The sequence below is a fragment of the Campylobacter sp. Cr9 genome (assembly GCF_020138295.1).
GTDB lineage: Bacteria > Campylobacterota > Campylobacteria > Campylobacterales > Campylobacteraceae > Campylobacter_E.
On sequence record NZ_JACGBH010000026.1, the window covers coordinates 1 to 6,227 of the forward strand.

The following is a 6,227-nucleotide window of genomic DNA, read 5'->3' on the forward strand; positions in this document are numbered from 1 at the left end:
AAAGAAAAAAATTTAAAGAATTTGAAATAGGAATTTCAAATCCCTAAAATTAGGACTGATATCCTACATATACTCTGCTAGAAATACCCCCCCCCCTATCTCGTGTAACATAGAGCGAACACAGTTTCTTCCATCTTCTTTAGCTTTATACAAATAAGCATCAGCAGCTTTTAATACAGATTCAAAATCTCTATTATCAGCATTTCTACAAGCTACACCTATACTTGTGCTTCCTTTCCATATTATCTTTTTATGTTCATCAAATACTTCTATATTATTAACGGTTGCATGTAAAGCATTTGCAATAGCTACTGCTTCATCTAATGAATACTTTTGTAAAATTACTAAAAACTCATCTCCGCCTAAACGGCAAAAATGTATCGTTTCTCTATCACTATATCTATATTTATTACATAATTCATTTGTTTCAAAGAAATATTTAACAGCATTAGAAAATTGTTTTAAAACCAAATCACCAGCATGGTGTCCATAAGTATCATTTACTTCTTTAAATTTATCCAAATCTAACTGAATTATTGCACAGGTTGGGTCTTGAAACTCACTCCAAATATTATTTAAAACAAACATAGCTTGGCGACGATTATGAAGACCTGTTAGCTCATCTGTGATTGATTTTTTCTTATTTTCTTGGATTTGTTCTTGTAATTGCTCTTCTTTTTTCTTTAAGCTTGTTTTAATATCTGCTTCTATTTCTAATAATTTTTCGTTTCTTATCTCATATATTTTTAATAGATTTGATAAAGTTATGGTTAAAATCTCTATCTTTTTATCCATTTGTTCATTTATCATATCATAAGCTCTTTGTGGGCTATGACCTGCTTCTATATATTCAATTTGTTTAGCAATCTTATAATCTTCTCCTAAAATATGAAAAACCAACCAGTTTTTCACAAAAAAAGCAAGATTTAATGCAAGTTCTTTTTGATATACCATATCATCGGAACTATTTTGTTTTACTACGGCATCTCTCATTTTTACAAGCTGTGAAATACATTGAGAATGGATTGCATTGTGATAGTCTATATATTTTGTATGAATTGCAACGCTTTTCATAAATTCTTCTTCGTTTTTAAAATGCCAAGCAAGATGATTTAATACAAGTTGAAAAACTGCGTTAAATTCTTTATATCCTTCATTTGCCGCTTCAAAAACTTGCTCAATCATTTCAAAGAACAATTTATGTTCTTCATCAACCATATCAACACCTATTTCTAGCTCAGGACCCCATTTATTTATATATTCTTGTATTTGTTTTTCTTTTTTACTCATATATTACTCTGTTTCTTCCATTGTTTTTAGCTTTATATAGTTTCTCATCAGCGTTTTTAAAGGCTTCTTTTTTATCAGCTTCAACCATATTTACACCGATGCTAATTGTTACTTTTATTTCTTTATCGCTAAATTTAAAAATTTCTTTTTCTACTATTTGTCTTATATTATCTAATTTTGTTACACAAATTTTAAAATCTTGATTTTTAAATACAATTACAAATTCTTCTCCACCAAACCTATATACTTTGCTTACATTTTGCTTTAAAATCTTTGCAATACCTTTTAAAATCACATCTCCTGCATCATGCCCATAAGTATCATTTACTTTTTTAAAAAAATCTATATCACAAACCGCAATCACATCGCCATTTTTAAGCCTAGTTCTATCATAAGCTCTTCTATTATAAACCTGAGTTAAAGCATCAAAAAATGCTAATTTATAACCTTCTATACCTATTGCTATTAAAAATATCAAAGAACTAAACTCAAAAAATCCTACATCTGTTTTTTCTAAAAAACTAAATATTAAAAATTCAAAATATGCGAAAAAATAAGCCAAAAATATACTTTTTTCAAAAAATATAAAATATCTTAAAGCTAATAAATATATAAAAAATACAATAAAAAAAGCTAAGCTTAAATCCGAAATCGCAAAGCTAAAAGGCATAAATTTAGCTGTAACATTAACTATAAAATTAGTATTTTGAGATAAAAAAACTCCTAATAATATGTATAAGATAAAAACTAAGCTAGCAGGAAGTAAGCATTTTATAGTATCATACTCCTTTTTTAGACTTATTAAAATCGCAAAAACAAAAGGCATAAACAAACTAACATATATATGGGCTTGATAATGAGTTGAAAATAAATAAATCATTTTTGAGCTTAATAATAGAATGCAAATTGCTATTATGTTGTATTTTTTAAAGTAAAGTGCAATAATAAGTGCTAATATTTCTAAAATAAATGTAGCACTAGGTAAAGAAATAATTATTTCACTAAAAAATGAATTCATTGTATTGTAGAGCCTTTTATAAATTTTAATAAAGATTGATTATATAAAAAAAGGATAAAAAATGGTAGAAATCAAATCTCTTACTATGAGATACCCTACGGGATTATTGTTTGAAAATGTAAATCTTAGCTTAAAGCGTGGAGAAAAATACGGACTTATCGGAGCAAATGGTGCTGGAAAATCTACTTTTTTAAAAATCATTGCAGGTCAGCTTGAAGCTACAAGTGGAGAAGTTAGTTTTGAAAATGGTGTAAGATACGGCGTGCTAGAGCAAAACCAATTTGCTTATGAAGATTTTAGCTTAAGAGATGCAGTTTTGTATGGTAACAAAAGGCTTTATAAAGCTGTAAAAGAAAAAGAGCAAATCTATGCAACATGCACCGATTATACAGACGAAATCAACAATCGCTTAAGTGAATTAGAAATGATTTGCGCTGAAGAAGACCCAAATTATGAGTGTGATACTAGATGTGAAAAGATTTTAAGCTCACTAAATCTTCATAATTACGATGAGCTTATGAAAAATGTTCAAACAAGCGATAAATTTAAGGTATTAATTGCTCAAGTGCTTTTTGCAAAACCTGATGTATTATTTTTAGATGAGCCTACAAACAACCTTGACTTAGATGCTATTAATTGGCTAGAAAATGAACTAAAACGCCACGATGGAACAATGGTTGTGATTTCTCACGATAGATTTTTCTTAAATAGTATTTGCACTAGAATGCTTGATGTAGATTTTAAACAAATTCGTGAATTTGCAGGAAATTACGATGATTGGTATATGCAAAGCACACTTATTAAAAGACAAAAAGAAGCAGCACTTGCTAAAAACTTAAAAGAAAAAGAAGCTTTAGAAAAATTCATCGCTCGTTTTAGTGCAAACGCTTCTAAAGCAAGACAAGCAACAAGTCGTGCAAAAAACTTAGCAAAATTAGATGTTAGCGAAATTGAAATTTCAAGCAGAAGAGACCCATCAATTTTATTTAGATGTAATAGAGAAATTGGTAATGAAGTTTTAGAATTAAGTGGCATTAGCAAGGCTTATGATAAGCAATTATTTAAAGATTTAAATCTAAAGGTAAATAAAGGCGATAAAATTGCGATAATAGGAGCAAGTGGTGCTGGTAAAAGCACATTGGCAAAAATAATAATGGGTGAATTAAAGCCTGATAGTGGCGAAGTAAAATTAGGTGCAACCATTGAGCCTAGTTATTTTCCACAAGATACTTCAAGCATAATCATTGAAGATGTAAAATTATATGATTTCTTAATTTCTCAAAAACATAAAGATATTGATGAAATTAGAAAATGTCTTGGAAGAATGCTATTTAGCGGAGCTGATCAAGAAAAACATGCAAAAGATTTAAGTGGTGGAGAAAAGCATAGGCTTATGCTTAGTAAAATGATGTTAGAACGTGGTAATTTCATTTTATTAGATGAGCCAAACAACCACCTTGACCTTGAAGCTATTATCTCGCTTGGAGAAGCTTTATATGATTATGATGGAGTTGCAATTTGTATAAGCCACGATAGAGAATTAATAAACTCATTTGCTAATAGAATTTGGCATTTAAAAGATGGTGAGCTTATAGATTTTGCTGGAACTTACGAAGAATTTTTATTAAAATATGAAGGTGAAAAATGACTTTTAAAGTAGAATATTCAGCAGGTTTTGGTAATTTTAGCCAAAACCATATGGGATTTGGACCTACTATTTATGTTGAAGAAATAATAGATTATAAAAGCGAAAAAGATTATTTTGATTTCGTGGATTTTTTCTTAAAATATTCTAAGAAAGACGATACATTTTTTCAAATCAAATTACTAGAAAATAGAGAATTAAGCGAAGTTGAAAAATTATCTAAGAAAAAATATCTAATGCTAAGAGATGCAATGTGCGAATGGGCAAAAAACAATACCCAAGATGAAGATATAGAACTAGAAAAGAACTATTATCAAGGCGATTAATCTTTAGAATTTGAAATAGGAATTAAAAGCAATTTCCTATTTCAAATTCCTTACAATTTTCTAATAATTTTAATCTTATTAATATCTAAAATAAATATATTTTTATTTTATTTTGAGTAAAAAAGTTACTAAATTTAAAAATTATTCTGCTATTATCAATTTAACTTTATATTTTAAGTTTATTTAAAGGATTTTTATGAATGCAAATGTTTTAGCTCAAATTCAAAGCACATTAAAAACTCTAGGCGTTAAAGCTGATGAAAACGAAATCTATGCAAAAATAAATGCTAAGAAATTAAAGCTTATTTGGTTACATTTTAGCGAATGCACAGGCTGTAGCGAGAGTTTTATTAGAAGTGAAAATATTGGTCTTGATGATTTGATATTTGATTTTATTGACCTTGTTTATCATGAAACTTATATGGCTGCTAGTGGATTTTTAGCTGAAGATTTACTAAATATAAATGAACCTTTTTTATTAGTTGTTGAAGGTGCTATAAGTGAAGCAAGTTATTATACAGGCGGAGCACCTGCTCATAGTGCAATGCATAAATTAAAAGAATTAGCAAGTCGTGCAAGTTGCGTATATGCGATAGGCTCTTGTTCATCTTATGGTGGTATTCAAGCTGCAAAGCCAAACCCAACTAATTCTATTAGCATAGAAGATATTTTAAAAGACGCTGTATTAATCCCAGGCTGTCCTCCAAGCGAGAGCAATATAATTGCAAGTATTTTACATTACGCATTCTTTAATAAAGCACCGCTTTTAGATGAAAACAATCGCCCTGCATTTGCTTATTCAAAGTGCTTACACGATATGTGCGAGAGAAAAATCGCATTTGAGAGTGGAGATTTCGTAGAAACTTTCGGCGATGAAGCTGCTAAAAATGGTGCATGTTTATTCAAAGTTGGTTGCAAAGGACCATATACATTCAATAATTGCCCTAAAACAAAGTTTAATGCAAAAACTTCTTGGCCTGTGCAAGCTGGTCATGGCTGTATTGCGTGTAGCGAAAGAGATTTTTGGGATGGATATGGTATTTACGAACAAGCTCTAGCAAGCTCATATGCGCAGACAAAAAGAGCAAGAAATTATGAGAGCTTAGAAAGATTTAATAAAAGCGATGAAGTTATCGTAAAAGATGATGGAATTTATGTAAATAATGAATTATTAGCGTATTTAGAATACGAAAGCCAAAATCACGCTGAATTATTAAATAAAAACAAACTAGGTGCAAAACTTTTAAATAATTATAAAGATAAATTTAATCTAAGTCTTGAAGCAGAGAGTAAAACGGACAATACTTTTAGTGGTATTTTAAAAGCCTGTTCTAATATTTTAGGACTTGATTTAAGCTTAAATGAATTACTTGATATGGCGAATAAATATGAAATAGGAATTGCTAGTGGGCTTGATTTTAAATTAGCTAAAAAGCCTATTTTAATAGATGTTACAAAATCATTTAGATTAGTGCTTATTTATCGCCTTGGCGGACTTGATGAAATAGCGATTTTATTTGGTGTAGTAGATAGCATAGCATCAATGATAGCAAAATCACTAAAAATGCTAGAGTGCAAAAGCGTAAAATTTGAAGGTGATTTATTTAAACACGAGATTTTAATAGATAGATTAAACTATCATCTAAAAGGTTTTTAAAACCTAATTCAAATTCTTTTTAGAATTTGAATTAGGAATTTCAGATTTTATTTTTCTTCAAAAAATCTTTTTTAACAAACGAAATTCCCATTTCAAGTTCTTTAAAATTTCAAACAAAAAAATCAAAGAATTTGAAATAGGAATTTAAAAGTAATTTTGCAGAGCAAAATTACAATAAAGATGTGGAAAATTGCCGTTAAAAAATCCATCTAGCTGCGTAGCAGGTTATGGATTTTAGGCAATTTTTCCATGCTGTAGCGTTGTCAGGATGGGGGATGGGGTTTAAGGGGA

Annotated in this window: 5 protein-coding genes; 3 read left to right on the plus strand and 2 right to left on the minus strand. The window is 29.1% G+C overall.

What is annotated here, in order from left to right:
• Positions 1-63: 63 nt before the first annotated feature.
• Together AVANS14531_RS08955 and AVANS14531_RS08960 are read right to left on the minus strand one after the other, a co-directional pair.
• Positions 64-1,290 (minus strand): diguanylate cyclase, encoded by a 1,227-nt coding sequence (locus AVANS14531_RS08955; RefSeq protein WP_239818065.1) that lies wholly within the window; start codon positions 1,288-1,290, stop codon positions 64-66.
• The gene (locus AVANS14531_RS08960; RefSeq protein WP_239818064.1) at positions 1,283-2,308 is read right to left on the minus strand and encodes a GGDEF domain-containing protein; all 1,026 of its coding nucleotides are present in this window, start codon (positions 2,306-2,308) and stop codon (positions 1,283-1,285) included. The genes AVANS14531_RS08955 and AVANS14531_RS08960 overlap by 8 nt, the downstream gene beginning before the upstream one ends.
• Positions 2,309-2,369: 61 nt before the next feature.
• On the opposite strand from AVANS14531_RS08960, the gene abc-f reads away from it, so the two are divergent.
• The 3 genes from abc-f (at position 2,370) to AVANS14531_RS08975 (ending at position 5,936) form a co-directional block, all read left to right on the plus strand.
• Positions 2,370-3,956 carry a ribosomal protection-like ABC-F family protein gene (abc-f, locus tag AVANS14531_RS08965; RefSeq protein ID WP_336612137.1) on the plus strand — a complete coding sequence of 529 codons (1,587 nt, stop codon included), beginning with the start codon at positions 2,370-2,372 and terminating at the stop codon, positions 3,954-3,956.
• Entirely contained in the window at positions 3,953-4,279 is a 327-nt protein-coding gene (locus AVANS14531_RS08970) for a hypothetical protein (RefSeq protein ID WP_336612138.1), read from the plus strand. The genes abc-f and AVANS14531_RS08970 overlap by 4 nt, the downstream gene beginning before the upstream one ends.
• 196 nt (positions 4,280-4,475) lie before the next feature.
• Positions 4,476-5,936 carry a hydrogenase small subunit gene (locus AVANS14531_RS08975; protein WP_336612139.1) on the plus strand — a complete coding sequence of 487 codons (1,461 nt, stop codon included), beginning with the start codon at positions 4,476-4,478 and terminating at the stop codon, positions 5,934-5,936.
• Positions 5,937-6,227 lie beyond the last annotated feature (291 nt).

Excerpts from the sequence above, each read along its gene's own strand:
- AVANS14531_RS08955 (WP_239818065.1), bottom strand. The coding sequence starts at position 1,290 with ATGAGTAAAAAAGAAAAACAAATACAAGAATATATAAATAAATGGGGT.
- AVANS14531_RS08960 (WP_239818064.1), bottom strand. The coding sequence starts at position 2,308 with ATGAATTCATTTTTTAGTGAAATAATTATTTCTTTACCTAGTGCTACA.
- abc-f (WP_336612137.1), top strand. The coding sequence starts at position 2,370 with ATGGTAGAAATCAAATCTCTTACTATGAGATACCCTACGGGATTATTG.
- AVANS14531_RS08970 (WP_336612138.1), top strand. The coding sequence starts at position 3,953 with ATGACTTTTAAAGTAGAATATTCAGCAGGTTTTGGTAATTTTAGCCAA.
- AVANS14531_RS08975 (WP_336612139.1), top strand. The coding sequence starts at position 4,476 with ATGAATGCAAATGTTTTAGCTCAAATTCAAAGCACATTAAAAACTCTA.